8 protein-coding genes are annotated in these 22,124 nt (G+C 58.7%); all 8 read left to right on the top strand.

Going from position 1 to position 22,124, the window contains the following annotated elements; all coding sequences use genetic code 11:
* Window positions 1-397 precede the first annotated feature (397 nt).
* The 8 genes from ILFOPFJJ_RS12010 (at window position 398) to ILFOPFJJ_RS11975 (ending at window position 22,106) form a co-directional block, all read left to right on the top strand.
* Window positions 398-5,500 (top strand): RecQ family ATP-dependent DNA helicase, encoded by a 5,103-nt coding sequence (locus ILFOPFJJ_RS12010; RefSeq protein WP_173510774.1) that lies wholly within the window; start codon window positions 398-400, stop codon window positions 5,498-5,500.
* 183 nt (window positions 5,501-5,683) lie between these two features.
* On the top strand, window positions 5,684-8,830 hold the full coding sequence (locus tag ILFOPFJJ_RS12005) for an SNF2-related protein (protein WP_173510773.1): 3,147 nt from the start codon (window positions 5,684-5,686) through the stop codon (window positions 8,828-8,830).
* Between the two features lies 1 nt (window position 8,831).
* The gene (locus ILFOPFJJ_RS12000; RefSeq protein WP_173510772.1) at window positions 8,832-10,436 is read left to right on the top strand and encodes an Hsp70 family protein; all 1,605 of its coding nucleotides are present in this window, start codon (window positions 8,832-8,834) and stop codon (window positions 10,434-10,436) included.
* Between the two features lie 308 nt (window positions 10,437-10,744).
* Window positions 10,745-14,278: an ATP-dependent DNA helicase gene (locus tag ILFOPFJJ_RS11995; protein WP_173510771.1), complete on the top strand. Its 3,534-nt coding sequence runs from the start codon at window positions 10,745-10,747 to the stop codon at window positions 14,276-14,278.
* A gap of 256 nt (window positions 14,279-14,534) precedes the next feature.
* Window positions 14,535-17,807 carry a helicase-related protein gene (locus ILFOPFJJ_RS11990; RefSeq protein WP_173510770.1) on the top strand — a complete coding sequence of 1,091 codons (3,273 nt, stop codon included), beginning with the start codon at window positions 14,535-14,537 and terminating at the stop codon, window positions 17,805-17,807.
* A complete protein-coding gene (locus ILFOPFJJ_RS11985) occupies window positions 17,807-18,565 on the top strand; it encodes a DUF4391 domain-containing protein (RefSeq protein WP_173510769.1) in 759 nt (252 codons plus the stop codon). Before ILFOPFJJ_RS11990 ends, ILFOPFJJ_RS11985 begins: the two co-directional genes overlap by 1 nt.
* 10 nt (window positions 18,566-18,575) lie before the next feature.
* Window positions 18,576-20,441: a site-specific DNA-methyltransferase gene (locus ILFOPFJJ_RS11980; RefSeq protein WP_173510768.1), complete on the top strand. Its 1,866-nt coding sequence runs from the start codon at window positions 18,576-18,578 to the stop codon at window positions 20,439-20,441.
* Between the two features lie 9 nt (window positions 20,442-20,450).
* The gene (locus ILFOPFJJ_RS11975) at window positions 20,451-22,106 is read left to right on the top strand and encodes an RNA-binding domain-containing protein (protein ID WP_173510767.1); all 1,656 of its coding nucleotides are present in this window, start codon (window positions 20,451-20,453) and stop codon (window positions 22,104-22,106) included.
* Window positions 22,107-22,124 lie beyond the last annotated feature (18 nt).

Genomic DNA, 22,124 nt, shown 5'->3' with positions numbered 1-22,124 from the left:
ACGAAAGAACACCCCAAAAGGTTGAGTAGGTCGTTTTGAAGTGACGATTGGGGAGACCGTCCGCTTCTGGCAATCGGCCGAAGCAGCATTTACGACCGAGGCGCGTAGCCGCCGTGCCGCGGTGGTTGCCAGTAAGGTAGCTTCGGCGCTCAGCGCGGAAGTTATTTCCGCTTACGCCGCCGGTTGCCGCCCCGCGAAGAACCCAGGCGCAAATCCCCTCTGTGAGGCATCAGGAGCAGTTAACACTCGCCACGGTAGAGGGTCGTATTGTAGAACTGAGTTGGATAGGTGGCAATTTCGTAAAGTTCTTGTGTGGTACAAGTAGAACGTTGGCCTTTCGCCAATCACACGACCGTGATCGCTAATCGTTTAGTCACGTGATTAGAACTTGTTGCAAATGGCTGAGCCTCTCCAACACTTCCTGCAGCGTTGCGTTTCGATCGACCTGGAAGTTGATCCTGCAACTGCTAGCATCTTCGCTTTTGCGGCAGTGAGCGATGATGCTCGTCTCTCGATCCTGGCAAAAAAACGCGATCTCGTGATGGCCCTCGACCGCCTGGAAGCAGAAGCAACCGAGGGCGTGCACCTGCTCGGCCACAACATACTTCGGCATGACTTGCCTCATCTGTTCGCGGTGCGGCCCGGGTTGGCGAATGTTCTTCGATCACCGATAGACACTCTATGGCTCAATCCCCTCGCATTTCCGCGCAATCCCTACCACCACCTGGTCAAACACTACCATGACGGGCGCCTGCAAGCGGGCCATGTCAACGATCCCGAACTGGATGCGCGACTGGTGTTTCAGGTAATGCGCAATCAACTGGCGGCTTTGAGGCAGCAGAACGCCGACCAGCCCGATGCCGTTGCGGCCTTTCATTTCCTTGCTACGAGGATGGAGAACCCAGGCGGGTTCGACGCGGTGTTTCGGGAGGTTCGCGGAGCTCCCGCGCCCGATCCTCTCGCGGCACAAGAAGCGATTTCCCGGCTTCTGGCGAGGCGCGCCTGCGGGATGCGGCTCGAGCAGACGCTGAACCGCCTTTCTAATCCTCAGCTCGGTTGGCCGATGGCCTATGCTTTGTCCTGGATCCTGGTTGCGGGCGGGGATTCCGTCATGCCGCCCTGGGTACGGGCGCAGTTCCGCGAGGCTGCACTGATCGTGCGGCACCTACGCGACGCTAATTGCAAAAGCCCGTATTGCGCCTGGTGTAGCGAGAAGAACGACCCGGTGCGCGCGCTGTCACGCTGGTTCGGGTTCGATGCCTTCCGCGCGGAGCCCGTGGATGATATGGGCCGCCCCCTACAGGAGCGGATCGTCGATGAGACGATGCGCGGGTCGAGCGCCCTCGGCATTCTGCCGACCGGCACCGGCAAATCGGTCTGTTATCAGATTCCCGCCCTGTCGAAGTTCGACAAGACCGGAGCGCTGACAGTGGTGATCTCGCCGCTGGTCGCGTTGATGGCTGATCAGGTGCAGGGTATGGCGCGGGCAGGGATATCCTCTGCCGTGACCGTCAATGGAATGCTTTCGATGCCCGAGCGGCAGGATGCGCTGGATCGTGTCCGCATGGGAGAGGCCGCAATGCTCCTGATCTCACCCGAGCAATTGCGCAGCAACTCGGTTCGATCGGTTCTGGCACAGCGTGAGATCGGGCTCTGGGTGCTGGACGAAGCGCATTGTGTGTCGAAATGGGGACACGATTTCCGGCCTGATTACCGCTATGTCAGCCGCTTCATCAAGGAATCTTCGGGCGATGAAGCGCCTGCCCAGGTGCTCTGCCTAACCGCCACCGCCAAGCCAGAAGTGGTGCGGGACATCCGAGAGCATTTCAAGTCACGGATTGGACGCGAACTTTTGCTGCTGGACGGTGGCGCAGTGCGCACCAATCTCAGCTTCGAGGTCCGGCCGACGCAGCGCGGCACCAAGCTGGCGGACATCCTCGATGTGATCGAGACCAAGCTACCACAGGAGGGCGCTTCGGGTGCCGTGGTTTATTGCGCCACCCGCAGCGAGACACAGCGAGTGGCCGAGTTCCTCAAGCAGCAGGGTCTGTCCGCGGAACGGTTCCACGCCGGGCTGACGTCCGAGGAGAAGCGTGACATTCAGGAACGATTTCGCATCGGAGATCTGCGAATTATTGCTGCGACCAACGCCTTCGGCATGGGGATCGACAAGCCCGATATCCGATTGGTGGTCCATGGCGACATTCCCGGATCACTGGAGAACTATCTGCAGGAAGCGGGGCGAGCGGGCCGTGACCGTGCCCATGCCGACTGCGTGCTGCTCTTTGGCGAAGAGGACGTCGAGCGCCAGTTCTCGCTTTCGGCTCGCTCGCGCTTAGCCCGGCACGAAATCGGCGCGATCCTCAAGGCCCTGCGGCGTCTTGACGAGCGGACGAAAAAGACCGGCACCGTGGTCGCTACGTCGGGCGAAGTCGTGCGAGCTGAACGCGATCAGGAATTCGAGCGCGACACTAACACCGACGACACCAGGGTGAAGACCGCGGTGTCATGGCTGGAGGAGGCCACGCTGCTGAGCCGCGAAGAGAACAAGGTTCAGGTCTTCCCCTCATCGCTCAGGATCCGCAACCTGGAGGAAGCCGAGGCGATTCTGGCCAGAGCCGCGATCACCGGCACCCGTCGCAAGCAGCTTCTGGATATCACGCGCCACTTGATGAACGCGCCGCCCGATCAGGGCATTTCCACCGACGAGCTGGCCGGGATCAGCGGATTGACAGGGGGTATGCTGAACAAGGCGCTGGCCGATCTCGAGGCGCTCGGGATCGCCCGCAACGACGTCGTGGTCACGATATTTGTCCATGTTGCGGTGGACGGTCATTCGCAGCAGCGCCTGACGCAGGCCGCGCGACTTGAAACGGCGCTGATTGCCCTGATGCGGGAGGCCGCCCCAGATGCGGAAGGCGCAGCAGACGTTCCCTTGCATCTGGCTGAAACCTGCCAGGCGCTCCGCAATCAGGGGCACAGCGCAGTGCGGCCCGACATCGTGGAGAAGCTCTTGCGTAGCATGGGCCGCGACGGGCGCGATCAGGATGGTGGTAAGGGAAATCTGCGGCTGCGCAAGGCTTCGCGCAACACGTTGATGGTCACGCTGCAACGGTCTTGGCAGGCGTTGGAACAGACAGCAATCCTGCGGCAGCAGGGGGCAGAACGATTGCTAGGGCACCTTCTGGGCAAGTTGCCGAAGGGTAGCCGCGGCAAGGACATCCAGGTCGAGACCACGATAGGTGACCTGCTCGCCACCCTGACAGGAGACGCGCTGCTGCGCGGCAGCGGCATTCAGGACATGACAAAACTGATGGAGCGCGCACTCCTGTGGCTGCACGAGCAGGAGGTTGTGACCCTCGGCAAGGGACTGACTATTTTCCGGCAGGCGATGACGGTTCATTTGAACCCTTCGGGCGGCCAGTTCACCGTAAAGGATTTCACACCCTTGGAGGATCACTACACGGAGCAGACCATTCAGACCCATGTGATGGCGGCCTATGCAGAAAAGGGCCTTGCCGCGATGGAGCAGGCGCTGCGGCTGTCCGAGGATTACTTTGTGCTGGAGCGCGACGCCTTTCTGCGCCGCTGGATGCCCGGCAAGGGTGGTGAGATCCGGCGTCAGACTACTGGCAGCTCTTGGAAGACGATCGTAGAGGCGCTGAAGAATCCAGTCCAGCAGGAGATTGTCGCTGACGACCGCGAACAAACAAGCGTCCTGGTTCTTGCAGGACCGGGCTCGGGCAAGACGCGCGTTCTGGTGCATCGCATCGCCTACATAATCCGTGTCCGCCGTGAGGACCCGCGCGGCATCCTCGTGCTGACCTACAACCGTCATGCCGCTGCCGAGATACGCATCCGGCTGCGGCATTTGATCGGCGATGATGCGGCTGCGGTGACCATATCCACTTGTCACGCACTTGCGATGCGACTGGTGGGCGCGAGCTTTGCCGGAACTGCAAGCGAGACGTCCCACGACTTCGACGGGATCGTTCTGGAGGCAGTGCGCCAGTTGAACGGGGAAGGACTGAGCAAACCGGAGGCAGAGGCACAACGTGATACGCTGATTCAAGGCTACCGCTGGATCCTGGTAGACGAGTATCAGGACATTGGCCCCGAGGAATATGCTTTGATCTCGGCCGTCGCAGGCCGCTCGCTGGACGATAAGGAGCTTCGGCTCAGCCTGTTTGCGGTAGGCGACGATGATCAGAATATCTACGCTTTCGCTGGGGCGTCCATCCGCTTCATCCGCCAGTTCGAGGCCGACTATAGCGCACGACCGATGTTTCTTGTCGAGAACTACCGCTCGACTGGGCATATCATTACCGCCGCCAACGCAGTCATAGCGCCAGCCGTGGCCCGCATGAAAGCCGGCCATGACATTGCCATAGATCGCAAACGCATCAAGGCTCCGCCCGGAGGAGATATGGCGGCGCTCGATCCGGTAGCCCATGGGAGGGTGCAGGTGTTGGACTGCCCGCCCGGCGATGTGGCGCAGGCGATGACCGCGGTTGATGAACTCGTCCGACTATCACGCCTCGATCCGGAGTGGAGCTGGTCGCGCGCGGCGGTCATAGCTCGCGACTGGCGGCGGTTGGCCCCGGTGCGCGCCTATGCCGAAAAGCTTGGCATTCCGGTGGAGATGGCAAATGAGAGCCTGCCAAGCATCTGGCGTTTGCGTGAGATGCAGCAGTTTATCGATGTCCTGCGCCGCGATTCGACACGTCTGCTGGGCGTGCGTGATCTGGTGGGCGTGCTGAATGCGATACAGTCCAATCGCTGGACGGATCTGATCGGCGAAGGCATCGCCGCGCTGGCCAAGGAGCTTGCGAACAAGACCATGCCCGTACCTGACCTCGTCGAGTGGTTCGCTGAGTGGGCCCATGATGCGCGCAGCGATCAGCGCGCACTGCTTCTTCTGACGGCGCATCGATCGAAAGGCTTGGAATTCGACAACGTCGTCATCCTGAACGGTGGCTGGGACAAGCCTTCTAAGGGCGAGGATCCCGATGCGCCGCGCCGCCTTTTCTATGTTGCCATGACCAGAGCGCGACGTAGCCTTTCCATCATTGCCGAAGGACAGCATCCGTTCGTCCCACACGGCGAAGAGCATCTGCTGCGCCGCGCCGCGTCCACCGTCTCTAATGCCGCCGATTTTCCGGCTGCGCTATACCAAGTGCCTAACCTCAAGACCGTAGACCTGTCGTGGGCCGGGCGTCTCAAGCCGGATCATCCCTCGCTTGTCGCAATCTCGGCGGCAAAGGCAGGAGATCCACTTCAGATCGTGCGCGATGGCCCCACTTGGATAATGCAGGATGCTCGGGGACAAGCTCTCGGACGCATGGCCAAAAGCTGGTCACCTCCCGAAGGACTCAACTTCCTCCGCGGCGAGGTCGGCGCCATCGTGCGCTGGCGCAAGGCCGACAATCAGGAAGAGTTCCGGGTGCACCTTCACCGAGATGTTTGGGAGGCGGTTGTGCCGGAGCTTGTGTTCGGCTGATAGTTTGTTCGTCGCGAACGGCGGATCGATCGGAACAGCTTCGCTTGACATCGCGGGCTAACATCTCGGCATGGCGGGGGGCTTATAAGGAGAAGTTGAAATATAGAAAGTAAAAATGTGGAAATGACCACATGGATATTGTAGTTACTTGAGTTGTTCGTGAAATACTGTGCGAGGGGCACTATGACGGGCGCAATACAGGAAGAAGAGCCGGCCGGCTGGAACCCGGAAATAAGCGGGACGCGCGTTCGGCTCCGCGAGAATCCGGGCAGACAGGGAACGACGACCGGAAGGGTCAAGAAGGCAGGCACTTTCCTGCTGGTCGAAATCGATTTCGGCCCCAACGAAAAGCAATACAAGCGCTACGAGCTGCTGGAGCCCATCGCAGAGGAGGTGCAGATTTTTGATCTGCTTGAGGGCGGTTCATTCGGCGGCCCCAGCGACCTCCGGCGGGTTTTGACCTTTGAGAAGATCAAAGGCGAATTGACCAACGTCTTCTATTCGATGGAAGCCAGCAACACAGACTTCTATCCGCACCAGTTCAAGCCGGTCATGCGATTTATCGAATCCCCGATCGGCCGGATGCTGATCGCCGACGAAGTCGGTCTCGGGAAAACGATCGAAGCAACGTATATCTGGAAAGAAATTCAGGCCCGTCATCAAGCCAGGCGGCTGCTGATCATCTGTCCCGCCATGCTGCGCGAGAAGTGGCGCGAGGATCTGCGCAATCGTTTCAACATAACCGGCGAAATCGTTTCCGCGAGCACCCTTTATGAGCGGGTCAAGGACATCGCCAGCTACAGGAGCGCGGAGTCGTTCGTCTACATCACCAGCCTGGAGGGACTGCGTCCTCCCGCGAATTACGCGGATGAGAACATCGGCGGCGTCAGGGCGGAATTTGCCCGCATTCTCTACCAGAACACGGCCAGCGACGAGTTCGCCCTCTTCGACCATGTCGTTATCGACGAGGCCCACTATCTCAGGAATCCTTCGACCGCCAACAATAGGCTTGCCCAGCTTCTAAGAGAGGCATCGCATCACCTTGTGCTGCTGACCGCAACGCCGATCCAGATCGGCAGCGACAATCTTTATCAGCTTCTGCGCCTGATCGATCCCGATCAGTTCTACGATTCATACCTGTTTGGGGAAATGCTTTCGGCGAATTCCTGCATCGTGCGCGCGCAAAGGGCGTTATGGCAGCAGCCCGCCGATATTCCGGCGGCGCTGAAGGCGATTTCGGAGGCGGAGAAGTCCGACTATTTCAAGAATGACGCCGTCCTTGCGCGCATCAAGGAACATCTTCGCGATGACGCCACCGATGCCGAACGGCGCGTGGAGATTCTCCGGCTTCTGGAATCGCGCTCGCTTCTTTCCCAATACATGACCCGAAGCAGGAAGCGCGAAGTTCTGGAGCGGCGCGTCGAGCGGGCGCCCCAGGTTCTTAGCGTCAGGTTCAGCGCGGACGAAAAGCAGCTCTACGACCATGTGACCAGTCGCCTGCGCGATGAAGCGACGGGCAAAACCGGCGTGTCGCTATTCTCGCTTATCGCGCGGCAGAGGCAGATGGCCAGTTCGATCGTCGGCGCGCTCGAAAGCTGGGGCGACAAGGGCCTCATCGAAGAGCTTTTGTGGGAAGACTTCGGGATTTCGCCGCAGCTCCGTTCGGAGCCGCAGGGCAACAAAGATGGCGACGATGCGGTTGATGTCGCACCGCCCGACATCGGCCTCAAGCACGAGCTGGGCGCGCTGGAAAAGGGCGATGAAAAATATCGGGCGCTCCAGCAGTTTCTTGCGAATGAGCTGAAACGGAATCCGCGCGAGAAGTTCGTCATCTTCGCCTTCTATCGCGGCACCCTGAAATACCTCGCCCGCCGTCTGAAGGCTGACGGGATCAATGCGGCGCTGATCATGGGGGACATGGGCAAAGAGAAAGACGATCTGATCCGCGCCTTCGCCCGACCCGACGGGCCGTCAGTCCTGCTCTCTTCCGAAGTCGGAAGCGAGGGTATCGACCTTCAATTCTGCCGCTTTATCGTGAACTACGATCTTCCCTGGAACCCCATGCGGGTGGAACAGCGGATCGGCCGTCTCGACCGATTGGGGCAGAAAGCGGAACGCATCTCGATCATCAACATGGTGGTCGAGAACACGATCGAAGACCGCATCCTGATAAGGCTGTACGATCGCATCAACGTGTTCCGCGAGAGCATCGGCGATCTCGAAGACATTCTCGGGGAAGTGACGGAGCAGTTGCTCGTCAACCTGCTCGATCCGACCCTGACGGACGAGGAGCGCGAGCGAAAATCCGTCGAGGAGGAACTTGCAATCTGCAACACGCAGAGGGAGCAGCAGCGCCTGGAGGAAGAGGCGGTCAACCTTGTCGGGTTTTCCGACTACATCCTCGACCATATCAGCGACAGCCGTGAAAAGGGCCGGTGGCTGAGCGCAAGCGAGCTCCAGTCTCTCGTGGAGGACTTCTTCGCGCGCAATTTTCCCGGCACCAAGTTCGACGCTGTCGCGGGCGCGGAATATGCCCTGCGCATTACTCTCTCGGAGGAAGCGCGGCGCTCGCTGGGTTACTTCATATCGGAGGCACGGCCATCGACGAGAACGCAGCTTCATCGAAGCGGCAGGCCGATCCTTTGCATTTTCGACCCGCGCCGCGCCGACGAGGTTTCCGCCGAAGCAGAGTTCATCGAGCCAAGCCATCCCCTCATACAATGGATACGCTTCAGCTACGAGGACGACCAAAGTCAGCTCCATCGCGTCACCGCGATAAAAGTCCCGGCGCAGGATGCCGGTGTCCCTCCAGGCGACTATGTATTCAGCGCCCACCGCTGGTCGTTTAACGGCCTGAAATCCGATCAGTCGCTTGCCTTCAGGGTGAAGCCGCTCGGAAGCGACCGCACGCTGGGGGCCTCGGAGGCCGAAGCGCTGATTACCGTTGCCTCGCGCGCGGGCGAGAAGCTGCCGAACGCGGTCAACGTGCTCCCGGACATCGAGATCATCTGCGAGGCTGCCGTAGGATGCGAAGAAGCGCTGGGGGACGCATTTTCGGAGCGCCTTTCCGATTTTGAGGCGGAGAATACGGTGCGCTGCGATCAGCAGCGAACCAGCGCCGAAAAGCTCGCGACCCGCCGCATCGAAGGCCTGAAGGCCCGCGTCGCCCGGTTTCGCGCGGAAGGGAATCTGCGCCCCGTTGCGATGACGGAAGGCCTCATAAGGAAAGAGGAGGAGCAGTTGAAGATCAAGCTCGATCGCGTTTCACGGCGCCAACAGGTCGATCCGACCATGATCCCGCTTGCGGCGGGCGTTGTGAGGGTTGTCTGACATGGCAAGCTGGCGTAACAGGCTTAGATCGCTTCACGAGCGTGTGTTTGGCAGGGCGGAAGTTCCGCCATCCTCTTCCGAATCAGACGACGAACGGCCCAGCATTACGGAGTCCCCCGATCTTGCGCAGGCCGCGCCTGTCGTTGCGGAGAAGGCGCCCGCAAGCCGGGCAAGAGCCCCTACGGGCAAAGCGCCGGCAACCGTCAAGACACAAGGCAAGCGGGCGGCGGTCGCATCGAATGACGCTCCGCCACGGAGCACGCCCAAGGCAAGACCGCTAGCCATCAATCTCGGCATCGATTTTGGCACGAGCTTCACGAAAGTCTGCTTTCGCGACCTCGGCAGTGAGGTATCGGGAACTGTCGCGGCCGGCAAGGGCGGCAAGGAAGCGCTTGTGCCCTCGATTGTTGCAATCGGTTCCGATGGGCGGCTGTTTCTTGGCGACAGCGTTTCCAGCAAGCAAGCCGCCGTTATCGTTCCTTACCTGAAGATGCGCCTTGCGGGCGGGCCAATCGGCGAGCGCCTGCCCGAGTTCGGGGGGATCGGCCTGAACAAGGCCGAATCCGTCAGGGCGCTTGCGGCTTGGTTTCTTGCGTCGGTGATCCAGCGCAGCCAGCAATGGCTTGCCGTCCATGAGGCCGACAGGCTGAAGAACCGCGTTGCGGACTGGTCCGCGAATGTGGGAGTGCCTGTCGAGCACTACGATTCACAAGCGCTTGCGACGTTTGAAGAGGTGCTTGGCGTTGCCTGGCTGTGGGTAAAGGACGATCTGGTGCCGAAAACGCTCCAGCAGGCGCTGCCTTCGTACCGGCTCACCCAGCCGCGCCTTGCGGCCGAAGTCACGGACTTCCATGCGGTGCCGGAAATTGCTGCGGCGGTGCAGTCGTTCGTCATGTCCCGTGAAGCCGTGCCGGGCATCTATGTATATTTCGACGTTGGCGGCGGCACGGTTGATGGCGTCGCGTTCAACTATCTGAACTTCCGGGGGGAGCGCCGCATCAATTTCTATTCCGGCAAGGTCGAGCCCCTTGGCGTCTCAGCGATTGGAGCTTCGCTCGCGCAAGGAGGGCCAGGTGAAATCGATGCGGTGAGGCTGGAGAAGCTCCTGAGAGCATGTTCGCAATCGACTCTCGCGGAACTCGTTTTGCGAATCCACAAACTCGTCGCGTACGTCGTCATGACCGCCCGGCGGAAAGACGGCCGGAACTGGCAGGAAGACGCCTTCCAGAGCGCCGACTATGAAAGGAAGTTCATCGGCCGGCTATCGACTTCCCGTATGCGCCCGCTGATCGTTTTCATCGGCGGGGGCGGCTCGAAGTCCGAATGGTACAAGGGGTCGATCGAGTCCACCTACACGGCCTTCAAACACCACAGCGCGGGAGTCCCGCCATACAAGCTGGTGGAGGTTCCCCGGCCCAAGGACTTCATCGTGCCGAAAGGCAGCGCCGATGAGTTTATTCGCTTTGCCATCTCCTACGGCCTGTCGTTTCCTTTTGGGGCGGGGCCGGACATAGGTCTGCCGAGCCAGTTCGGCGCAGCCGAAGAGCCCCGCCAGTGGACGCCTCCTGGCGTGGTCGATTATGCGGATAGCAAGGACTACTGTTGATCGAGAAGTAATACCCGCCCTGAGCTGGGAGGCAGGGTATTGACACGATGTTGTAGCAAAGTGGGGAGAATTTAATGATAGAGGGTGCGCGCAAGCTACCGACACAACACATCTCAATTCGTGTGCCGTGGCATGATTCTGGTTGGTCCGGTCGCGTTTGCGTGAATCCGTTGAAGAACACCCATTGCGTAGCGCTTCCGCGCATCGGTGACACTCGTGACGATGCTTGGGAGACTTCCGTTCGGGCAGAACTCTTCGATACGGAGGGTGTCCGTCTGCCCGCCTGCGCTGCAGAGCGTGGAGCGTTCATGGCTGATTTTGCATATGAGCGCCGGTTTCCCCACCCTTATGAGCACCATTCGCTTTACACCCATTTTCGCAAAACAAGATACGTACACGCGCCACGATCGGCGTCGGCTGTCCCCTTCGCCTGGATGATGAAGGGTGATGATGGCTTGCCGGAAATCGCCACCCGGCTGGCCCTTGGTTTCCGGCCGGAGTTGGAACCGGAGCTCGGCTTCGAGAGTATTTGGGTTCAAGAACGTCGCAATCAGCTCGTTATGTTGGACACGTTCTTTGGTGCGATCGAGCCGAAGGAGTCGCTGGTTTTCTTCTACGCCAAGAAGACGCCTCTTACCGAAGATCCGCGGCGCGTCATCGTCGGGATCGGTCGGGTGAGGAGCGTTGGCGACGCTACTGAATATAACTATGAGGGCGCGACAAGTAATGCCCTGCGCTCGATGGTGTGGGAGCGCAACATCGGCCACTCCATCGAGCCGGAAATCAGCGATGGCTTCCTGTTGCCCTATCGAGAGCTGTTGGAGCATGCTGAAAGCGATCCGGGTTTCGATATTCAACCGTTTGTGCTGCATGCGCCAAGCGAAAGTTTCGACGCATTCTCGATGGGCTCCGAACACGTCAGCCATGACCAAGCTGTAGCCGTGCTGTTGGCCGCAGCCATAGTCGTAGGGCGCTATGAGACATTGCTTCCTGGTGACTGGGGCGCAGCGCGCCGCTGGATCGATGCGGAGCTCAACCGGCTCTGGCGGTTGCGCGGCGCATATCCCGGTCTTGGATCTGCCCTTGGTGCTCTGGGACTCTCGAATGGCACTCTGCTCGCGCACGCTGTCGGCAATCTGCTGCACGCCGATGGCGGACAGGATGTTCGTGATCCCTGGCCTGTAGTGGAGTCCGTGCTTCACGATCCAAAGCGCCTGCCACCGGACCTCGCTGGCTCAGTCGGCCCTGTCGCTGCGAAGCTATGGGACAGCTTGCAGCCTGAACGTCGTGACCTTCTCAAGCTACTCGCCCGTTTCGAGCTAACCGCCGACCAGACGCAGAGGTGGTGGGTTCGAGAAGAGCGCGCCAAAGCCGGGATTGAGCTCGAAGACGCCACAATCCTTGCCAATCCCTACCTCTGCTTTGAGGCCGACCGCGGACGCATCGACAGTATCCCCCTGTCCGTCGTCGACAGAGGGTTGTTTCCCGACCCGCATGTGCTTGCAGCCATCCCCATTCCAGAACCGTCCGTCTGTCCGGAAGCAATTGATCCGCGCAGAGGTCGGGCGCTCATGATCCAAACACTCGAAGCAGCCGCTGTCGAGCATGGTCACACGATGCTCCCGCAGGATTGGCTGGTGGAAAGGGTTCGGAGTGCAGTGGTCTCGCCGCCTTGTGCAATCACCGGGGATTGGATTGCCGCCTTCGATGATAATCTCACCCTCCAGCTCGCGCGAGTGGAAACCGCAAACGGGGCACCCGCTTGGCAAATCAGCCGCTATGCAGCCACGCGCGCGTTGATCGGTACTCGACTCAAGCGACGCCTGGGGGGGACACGACACCCTGGGGACTATGATTGGGAAGACCTTATTGACAAGGCTCTGGGTGGGCCTGCCAAGGAAGGCGACCCTGCAGAAGAGATGGCGCGCAAGGAAAAGGCGGCGGCACTAGAGGAACTCTTCCGCTCCCGTGCCTCTGTTCTGATTGGCCCCGCGGGCACCGGCAAAACAACGCTTTTGCTTGCGCTGTTGTCGCTCGAACAGGTTCGCAAAGGTGGTGTGCTGCTGCTGGCTCCAACAGGCAAGGCGCGGGTTCAAATGCAGAAAAAGGCCGGGGACGTGAAGGCATTCACGTTGGCGCAGTTTCTGCTCGGCTTCAATCGCTACGACGGGCAGACCGGCGCGTACCTCGTAACGAACTCTCCGGATCGCGAGAATGGCTTTGCCACGGTCGTCATCGACGAAGCCTCGATGCTCACGGAAGACCAACTCGCAGCCACACTTGATGCCCTTGATCCGACAAGTGTCCAGCGGCTCATCCTTGTAGGCGATCCTCGCCAACTTCCCCCGATCGGAGCGGGGCGACCGTTCGTGGATGCGATCCGCCTTCTCAGAGAGCAGGACGCGATGCAGCCACGCGGCCTAGCCGAACTTACAGTAGTGCGCCGTCAGACCGGAAGCTCGGACGATCCTGAAACTCCCCGAGACGACGTGCTTCTCTCACGCTGGTTCAGTGGCGAAGCTCCTGACGCGGGGGCGGACGAGGTGTGGGATCGGTTGGCAACTGGTTCAGCGAGAGGCATCCGCGCCATAACTTGGGACGGTGACGCTGATCTGCAAACCAAGCTGCTACAGGAGCTTACTGCTTATATCCGTTCCGACATGGACGCCTCGGTAACCGACGAGACGGCCTTCGAGATCAGCCTTGGTGGTTCGGAGTATAACGGTCGTGGCTATTTCAACCCTTCGCGCGAAGGCGCAGATGGACGACGCCAAGGAGGCGGAGCCGGCGTTGAGGCATGGCAAATCCTCGTACCGATGCGCGCAGGAGAAACCGGGGTTGACGGTCTCAACCGCTGGATCAAGCGGCTGTTTCGTGTTTCGGTTCGAGAATGGGCTGAAGCAGAGCCGCACTGGTATCGCAAGATCGCCAAACCAATGGGAAGTCAGGCAATCCTCTACGGCGATAAGGTCATCAACCTCTCGAATGGCCGTCGCCGTGACGTCTATCCGGATATGGAGAGGGCATATCTCGCGAACGGTGAAATCGGTCTCGTCATCGGCCAGTACAAAGGCAAGAGCTGGAAGCCGAAGAGGCTGCCTTGGAAACTGGAGGTCGAGTTCTCGACCCAGCTCGGCTTCAAGTTCGGATTTAGCGGATCGGATTTTGGCGAGGATGGCGACGAACGCCTGGAACTTGCCTACGCGCTGACAATTCATAAATCTCAAGGGAGCGAATTCGGCACAACGTTCGTAATCATCCCAAATCCCTGTCGGCCGCTCTCGCGCGAGTTGCTCTATACAGCATTGACGCGGCAGCAGCGCGAGGTGGTCCTATTCCATCAGGGCGAACTGCGTGATTTGGTAAGGCTGTCAGGTGCCGATCGTTCTGAGACGGCGCGGCGGTTCACGAACCTGTTCCGTGAGCCGAAGCTTGTTGCCTATAGCGGTTCCTTCCTGGAAGAAGGTCTCATTCATCGCACAACGCGCGGCGAACTTGTGCGGTCAAAATCCGAGGTCATCATTGCCGACCTGCTCCATGGTTTGGGGCTTCCCTACGGCTACGAGCAACCTTTCACTGGCCCAGATGGTTCGGTGCGGTATCCGGACTTCACGGTCGACGACGCTGAGACGGGCCGGCGGATTTTGATCGAACACCTCGGGATGATGGATCATCCGGACTATGTTCGGCGTTGGAAGGCGAAGGAAAAGTGGTACCGGAACGCTGGCGTCGTGCCGATCGCGGAAGGTGAAGCTGAGGTTGGATTGTTAGCAACCACAGAGGTCGGGGGTTTCGATGCAGCGGCGATCAAGGCGCAGATTGTTGCGGCGTTCGGGCTCTGATAGGTTCGCAGGGTTGGAACGCTTAAGGCGACCATCGAGTCCCACAACGGCAAGAAAGGCGACACAGGCCTGATCCGCAAGGAGCCGAGTCTGTAAGTCTCCGCGTCATAGCGGAAATAATTTCCGTGCCCACGTCAGGTCGGATCGCAATCCTGTTGCACAGTGCTTGTCTGGCGGCTCTACTCAAGGCATATCGGTTTATATGATTTTTCTCGTTCGACGGGTGACCCGTTCACACGCAAGGCATGCTTAGCTAATGAAAATCATCGACAATACCTCTCAACTTCTTGGCGATGATCTGAGGGAAACCCTCGGCCGTGGCTCGCGCGTGAAGATCGCGGCGTCGTGCTTCTCGATCTATGCATATGAGGCCCTGAAGTCCGAGCTGGCGAAGGTTGAGAGTCTTCAGTTCATCTTTACCTCTCCGACGTTTGTACCCACGGAAGCGACCGACAAACTACGGAAAGAAAAACGCGAGTTCTTCATTCCTAAGGCTGGTCGGGAAAGCAGCCTTTATGGCACCGAATTCGAGATCAAGCTTCGCAACAAGCTCACACAGCGCGCCGTTGCTCGCGAATGTGCGGAATGGATCCGTAAGAAGGCGCGCTTCAAGTCCAACGCCACACAGGCAGCCATGCAGCCCTTTGCGCATGTAGAGGTCGGAGGCGCTGCCGTCGCCTATCAGCCGATCAGCGGCTTTACCGCCGTGGATCTTGGCTATCAGAAGGGCAACGCCGTTTCCAATTTCGTGACCCGGATGGATGAGCCGGCGCATGCCGGCCTTTATCTCCAGCTCTTCAACCAAATCTGGAACGACGCGGATAAACTGAGGGATGTGACGGACGCTGTCTGCGACCACATCGAGTCCGTCTACCAGGAAAATGCCCCTGAGCGGGTCTACTTCCTGATGCTGTACAACATCTTTCGGGAATTTTTGGAGGATATCGATGAGGACGTTCTGCCGAATGATTTGACCGGCTATCGAGACAGCATTGTCTGGAACAAGCTGTTCAACTACCAGCGAGACGCGGCAACGGGGATCATCAACAAGCTCGAAACCTACAACGGCTGCATCCTGGCCGACTCTGTCGGTTTGGGTAAAACCTTCACCGCGCTCGCTGTGGTCAAATACTACGAGCTTCGCAACAAGTCCGTGTTGGTTCTCTGCCCGAAGAAGCTGGCGGACAACTGGCGGAATTACAACACCAATCTCACCACGAACATCTTCGCCAACGACCGCTTCAACTATGACGTCCTCTGCCACACGGATCTGTCGCGCACGTCGGGCGAGTCCTTCGGCATACCGTTGAACAGGGTGAACTGGGGCAACTATGACCTCGTGGTGATCGACGAGTCCCATAACTTCCGGAACAACGACGTCTACAAGGATCGGGAGACGCGGTACCAGAAGCTTATGAACAAGGTCATCCGCGCCGGGGTCAAGACCAAGGTGCTGATGCTGTCCGCAACGCCGGTCAACAACCGCTTCAACGATCTGCGCAACCAGCTCGCGCTTGCCTACGAGGGCCAGTCAGATGCGCTCAGCAAGAGCTTGAAGTCACAGACCAGCGTGGAAGAGATCTTTCGCCGAGCCCAGAAGGCGTTCAACGAATGGTCCGCCCTGCCACCCAATGAACGAACCGCGGCGTCGATTCTGCGCACGCTGGACTTCGATTTCTTTGAGCTTCTCGACGCGGTCACCATCGCCAGGTCGCGCAAGCACATCGAGACCTTCTACGACACCAAGGACATCGGCAATTTTCCCCAGCGTCGGAAACCTCTCTCGTTCCATTGCCCGATCACACAGCGACCGGATGTGATGGGCCTGAACGAGATCTTCGGCCAACTCTCCCTCTTGAAGCTCGCGGTCTATGCGCCGATCAGCTACATCCTGTCGAGCCGTCTCGCGAAGTACGAGGCGATCTATGACACGCAGGTGGAGGGCGGCCGCGGCAAGCTGCGGCAGGCAGACCGTGAGCGAAGCCTGCAGGCCCTGATGACCACTAATCTGCTGAAGCGCCTGGAAAGCTCTGTGGAAGCCTTCCGCCTCACCCTGCGAGCGCTTGGCGGCAACATCACGCGGGCACTCGACGCCATCGCGGAATATGAGCGGACGGGGCGTAGCGGCAGTATCAGCGATCATCTCGAGGACATCAGTGATTTTGATCCAGAGGATGAAGACCTGGCAGGGCTCGATGAGTTCACCGTTGGCAAGAAGGTTCAGATCAGCCTCGCCGACATGGATCTTCCCTCCTGGAAACATGATCTCGCGGCCGATAGGTCATTGATCGATGCACTGATTGCTTCGATGGACAAGGTGACGGCTGCGGATGACGCCAAGCTGCAGCACCTCATCGCGCTTCTGAAGGAGAAGGTCGCGGAGCCCCTTAATCCGGGTAACCGGAAGGTCATCGTGTTCACCGCCTTCGCCGACACGGCCAACTACCTGTTCGCGAACCTGGCGCCCGTTGCGCAAGAGCTCGGGCTCCAAGTGGGGGAGGTGACCGGCTCCGGCTCACCGAAAACCACACTCACGAAATCCTATGATTTTCAGAGCGTCTTGACGCTCTTCTCGCCGCGCTCGAAAGAGAAGGCCGTCGTGCTGCCGCATGAGACGGCGGAGCTGGACATCCTGATTGGAACGGATTGCATATCCGAAGGCCAGAACCTGCAGGACTGCGACTTCCTGGTGAACTATGACATCCACTGGAACCCGGTCCGCATCATCCAGCGGTTCGGCCGTATTGACCGTATCGGGTCACCCAACGACCAGATCCAGCTCGTCAACTACTGGCCTGACATCACGCTCGACGAATACATCAATCTCAAAGAGCGCGTCGAAAACCGGATGGTGATCGCCGACGTGACCGCGACAGGCGACGACAACGTCTTGACCGCGAAGTCGAGCGACATCGCCTACCGCAAGGAGCAACTGAAGCGGTTGCAGGATGAGGTCATCGAGTTGGAGGACGTCAAGGCCGGCATCTCGATCACCGATCTTGGCCTCAACGACTTTAGGATGGATCTCCTGAACTACGTCAAGGACCATGGCGACCTCGAAAGCATGCCTTATGGTATGCATGCCGTCGTGCCGGCAGCACCAGAACTGGGACTGCGACCAGGCATGATCTTCGTGCTCAAGAACATTCATGACAGCGTCAACGTTAACCAGCAGAACCGTCTGCATCCCTTCTACCTGGTCTATATCGATGACGACGGCGAGATCGTCTCCGACCATACGGAGGTCAAGCGGCTGCTCGACCTGATTCGCACAAGCTGTAAGGGCCGTTCCGAGCCAATTCCGGATGTCTGCCGGCTGTTCAACGAGCGGACGGAAGACGGTCGCCGGATGGGGCCCTACTCCGACCTGCTGAGCCAGGCCATTCGATCGATGATCGAGGTAAAGGAAGAGAAGGATATCGACAGCCTGTTCAGTGGCGGGCGAACGACCGCGTTGACGCACACGATCCAGGGCCTGGATGATTTCGAGCTGATTGCCTTTCTGCGGGTCGAGGAGGCAGAGGGCTGATGCTATATGACTGGCCGCGGGCAACCGCCTTCGGGCGGGTGATCCCCAAGAACAAGATCTATGAGCACGCAGGCGCCAGCACTGCGCTCAAGGACCTGTTCGTGCGCGAGGTCGATCAGATCGTCTGGGCTCATAAGCTGGCACCGGAGACTATCAACCTGCCAGCGTCGAAGTCCGTGACCGAAATCCAGGTCTTCCGGATTGCCCAAAGGGAGGGCAGCCTCGATATGGACGCCCTGCGCGCCATTGATCGCGCCATTCCCTTCCCCTTGCTGTTCGAGCTGGTCCACAACGGCAGGGTGAAGCTCGCGGTGGCCTATAAGCGGCCGAGCGAGGCGGATAGCTCGAAATGGGTCCTTGGTGACTATTTCGAGGGGCCATGGCAGCCGGAGGATGCGCAGCGGATGCCGCTACCGGTGGCGCTGAACATGGGCGCACTCTACGAGTTGCTCCTCAGGCCACTGGTCGAGCAACAGGCGGCTAGGCTGTTGTCACATTCGGGGTCTGGTTTCGCAGAAGATCCGCAATCCCCCTTTGGCCAGGCCCCCTCGGCCGAACCAGTGCCGCTCGAAGCCAGGATTGCGCATGCCGAGGCGGTTAAGGTGAAGACACGCGAGATCGACCGGATCAAGACGCGCTTGGCCCGCGAGAAACAATTCAATAAACGTGTCGCCATCAATGCAGAGCTGCGTGCCGCCAAGCAGGAGCTGGAGCGGCTGGTGAGCGCAAGTGCGGCAACCGCGCCGGTTCAAGAATAAGAGGACGAGAATGGATAAGCTGAAGATGCACAGCCCGGATCTGACCCAAGAGAACATCGCCAGGATCCGCGACCTGTTTCCCGGCTGCGTGAGCGAGGCGCGAGACGAAGTGACCGGCAAACTGCGTATGGCCGTGGACTTCGATCAGCTTCGCCAGGAATTGAGCGACAGCATCGTGGAGGGGGCCCAGGAGCGGTATAGATTGGATTGGCCCGGCAAGCGGGAAGCGCTTGTCGCAGCTAATGCTCCGATAGCACAGACTCTGCGTCCCGAACCTGAGGAGAGCGTCGAGTTTGATTCGACCAGAAATATCTTCATTGAAGGAGACAATCTTGAGGCTATGAAATTAATTCAGGATTCGTTCTTGGGAGAAATTCGCCTCATCTATATTGATCCTCCGTATAATACCGGAAACGACTTTGTATATGAGGATGACTTCTCTGAGGGCGTGCAGGATTTTCTTGGTAGGTCAATGCAGTTGGATTCTGCCGGTAATCGGATGGTTGTCAATTTGGAGTCCAACGGCCGGTTTCATTCTGACTGGCTTTCTATGATCTACGCCCGCCTGCGCGTCGCCAAGAACCTTCTTTCGGAGGATGGCTTCATTTGTGTTTCTATCGATGACGGCGAATCCGCCAACTTGAAAAAAGTTATGGATGAAGTTTTTGGAGAAAAAAACTTTGTTGCTACCCTCGTTTGGCAGAAGCGGTATGTAGCCAACGTTACCGCTCGGCATGTTTCAGACATGCATGATTTTATCCACGTCTACTCAAAAAATGCGGCCGATGCGAAAATTCAAAAATGGGCGCTGACCGAAGAGCAACTTCAAGCTTATCGCAATCCGGACGGGGACCCCAGAGGTCTTTGGCGAGCACAGGATTTGTCTGCTAGCAAGCCATACCAAGCCGGCCTGTTCACCATTCGAAAAAACGGACAACAGTTTAATCCCCCGCCCAATCGCTATTGGCGCTGCAATGAGGCGCAATTCAACGCTTGGGAAAGTGATGGGCGAATCTGGTGGGGAATGGATGGAACGGCCCGCCCAATGTTGAAGTCATACTTGAACGAGAAAGATGCCACCACTACCCCGCATACCTGGTGGGACTATGAAAGCGCAGGGCACAATAAAGAGGCTACGCTTGAAATGAAGGCGTTATTCGATGGCGCTTCGCCTTTCGACACGCCGAAGCCGGTTCGACTCATGAGGCGACTACTAGAGACATTCGGGAGCGGCGGGATCGTGATGGATTTCTTCGCGGGCTCCTCAAGTTTTGCTCACGCCGTTCTTGAGTGTAATGCCGAGAAGAATGCGGGGTTCAAGTACATCCAGGTTCAATGGCCGGAACCCGTGAGGCGACAAAATGATCTCGCAGACAACTTTGCGAATATAGCTGAGATGTCTCGTGAACGTATTCGCCGCGCTGGCAAAAAAGTCCTCGAAGGCGCGTGTCATCCTGAATGGAACCGCGACGTCGGCTTCCGTGTGCTCAAGGTTGCTACCTCGAATATGAAGGACGTCTATTATCGTCCCGACGAGCTGAAGCAGGGTGACCTGCTGGACACGGTCGACAACTTCAAGGAAGGCCGTACAGCCGACGATCTGCTGTTCCAGGTGTTGGTTGATTGGGGCGTGGACCTGACGCTGCCGATCCGCCGCGAGACGGTGCAGAGCAAGACAGTGTTCTTCGTAGACGACAATGCTCTTGTTGCCTGCTTCGACAAGGGCATCACCGAGGATCTGGTGAAGGAACTGGCGAAGCGCCAACCGCTCCGAGCCGTCTTCCGAGACAACGGCTTCGTTTCCGACGCCGTGAAGATCAATGTCGAGCAGATTTTCCGCCAGCTTTCCCCGACCACTGACGTCAAGTCGATCTGAGGTCGCGCCATGGATCAAGCCACGCTTTCTGCCCTGTTGACCCAACTCATCTCCAACTGGGAGAGCGAGGCGGTCGAGTTCAAGCGCGGGAAAGATGGCTTTTCGAGCAGCGAACTCGGCAAATATGTTTCGGCCTTGGCGAATGAGGCTAATCTCCGAGGCCGTGAGCGCGCCTGGCTGGTGTTCGGCGTCGAGGACAAGACGCGGGACGTTGTTGGTACCTCCTACAAGGAAAATCATATCCATCTTCAGGCTGACAAGAAGTCGATCCTCGATGGTACGGGCAGTTTTACGGTTCGGGATATTCATGTGCTGAACCATCCAAACGGCAGGGTGGTTCTGTTTGAGATCCCGGCGGCGCCCCGCGGTATGCCGATCAACTGGAACGGCCACTATTACGGTCGGGCAGGTGAGAGCCTTGTTGCCCTCGGTCACGATAAACTGGACGAGATACGCGCACAGACACTTGCAACGGATTGGACGGCGCAGCTTGTCGAGGGTGCCGGCCTCGCCGACCTTGAACCGCAGGCGCTGAGGGTTGCGCGCGAACGTTTCGCTGCCAAACATGCCAACCGTTTCAACGCTGAGGACATCGCTGGCTGGAGCGATGAAAGCTTCCTGGATCGAGCCAAGCTGACACAGAATGGCGCGATCACTCGTGCCGCACTACTGTTGCTTGGCAAACCGGAATCGGCCTGGAGGCTCAGTCCGCATCCGGTCGAAATCACCTGGAAGCTTGAAGGAGAAGAGCGTGCCTATGAGCACTTTGGGCCGCCTTTCCTGCTGGCCACGTCACAGATCTTCAGCCGTATTCGCAACATCCAACTGCGCCTGCTGCCGCAAAATGAGCTGCTTCCGCATGAGGTGGCAAAGTACGATCAGCGGGTGGTCCTCGAAGCGCTCCATAACTGCATAGCCCATCAGGATTACGCTCGGTCGGCCAGAATTGTTGTTACGGAACGGCTGGATCGGCTTATCCTGGAGAATGAAGGGACTTTCTTTGAAGGGCAGCCGGATGACTATGTTTTGGGAGATCGGGTGCCTCGTCGGTATCGCAACCCCTTTCTGATCAATGCCATGACCGAACTGAATATGATCGATCACATGGGCTATGGCATTCAGGATATCTATCGCCGTCAGCGTGAGCGTTTCCTGCCTCTGCCTGATTATGATCTGACAGAGCCTGAGGTTGTTCGCCTGACCATCCACGGCCGGGTTGTCGATGAGGCTTATAGCCAATTGTTGATGCATCAGACCGGACTGCCGCTAGCCGACGTTTTAGCACTGGACCGGGTTCAGAAGCATTTGCCGATTACCGATGACGCCGTGCGGCATCTCAAGCAGGCGCGCTTGATCGAGGGACGCAAACCCAACTTCTTCATATCAGCCCGGGTCGCAGATGCGACCTCGCAAAAAGCCCAATACATCAAGTCGCGAGCGTTCGACGATTATCATTATGAAGAGATGGTTGTCGGATATTTACGAGAGTTCGGACACGCTTCACGTAAGGAGCTGGATGACCTTCTGAGGAAAAAGCTGAGCGATGTGCTGAACGAAACGCAGAAGACACACAAAATCGGCAATCTTTTGAGTGCCTTACGGAGGAAGGGGCGAATTCGCAATTTTGGTTCCACTGCGGCTCCCGAGTGGCGTCTTGTGGAATGAAGCGCGAACATCCTACGA

Origin of the sequence: Sinorhizobium psoraleae, assembly GCF_013283645.1 — a bacterium.
Classification (GTDB): Bacteria; Pseudomonadota; Alphaproteobacteria; order Rhizobiales; family Rhizobiaceae; genus Sinorhizobium; species Sinorhizobium psoraleae.
Note: the sequence above shows the minus strand (reverse complement) of the source record. Positions and strands in the feature narration are given on the sequence as shown.